This window comes from Streptomyces sp. P17 (assembly GCF_032436805.1).
GTDB lineage: Bacteria > Actinomycetota > Actinomycetes > Streptomycetales > Streptomycetaceae > Streptomyces.
The window spans coordinates 1-310 of the sequence record NZ_JAVRBF010000548.1; the positions used below are offsets into that span (position 1 = coordinate 1).

The 310-nt window shown below is 59.0% G+C and carries 1 rRNA gene; it reads right to left on the minus strand.

The annotated features are described in order from the left end of the window. Positions 1-248: 248 nt before the first annotated feature. Positions 249-310, minus strand: a 16S ribosomal RNA gene (locus RMT89_RS42060); the annotation flags it as partial.

Consider the following 310-nt stretch of genomic DNA (forward strand, 5'->3'; position numbering starts at 1 on the left):
CCACTGACAAGCAGTGAGTTCACTGGGGCCGGCGACTGAGGAAATTCCGTTCCCTCAGACACCCAACAGCGTGCCCGGCCAACTCCCGTCCGGAGATCATGCGTTCCACGCTCTTGCGAGCAGTACTAGCAGCCTCCGGCCCAGAACCTGGCCGAGTAGTCAACGTTCCACCCATGAGCAACCAGCATCAGACGTTCGCCGATGTACTGGCCTCTGACCAACCGGAGTTGGTGAGAAGTGCTCCTTAGAAAGGAGGTGATCCAGCCGCACCTTCCGGTACGGCTACCTTGTTACGACTTCGTCCCAATCG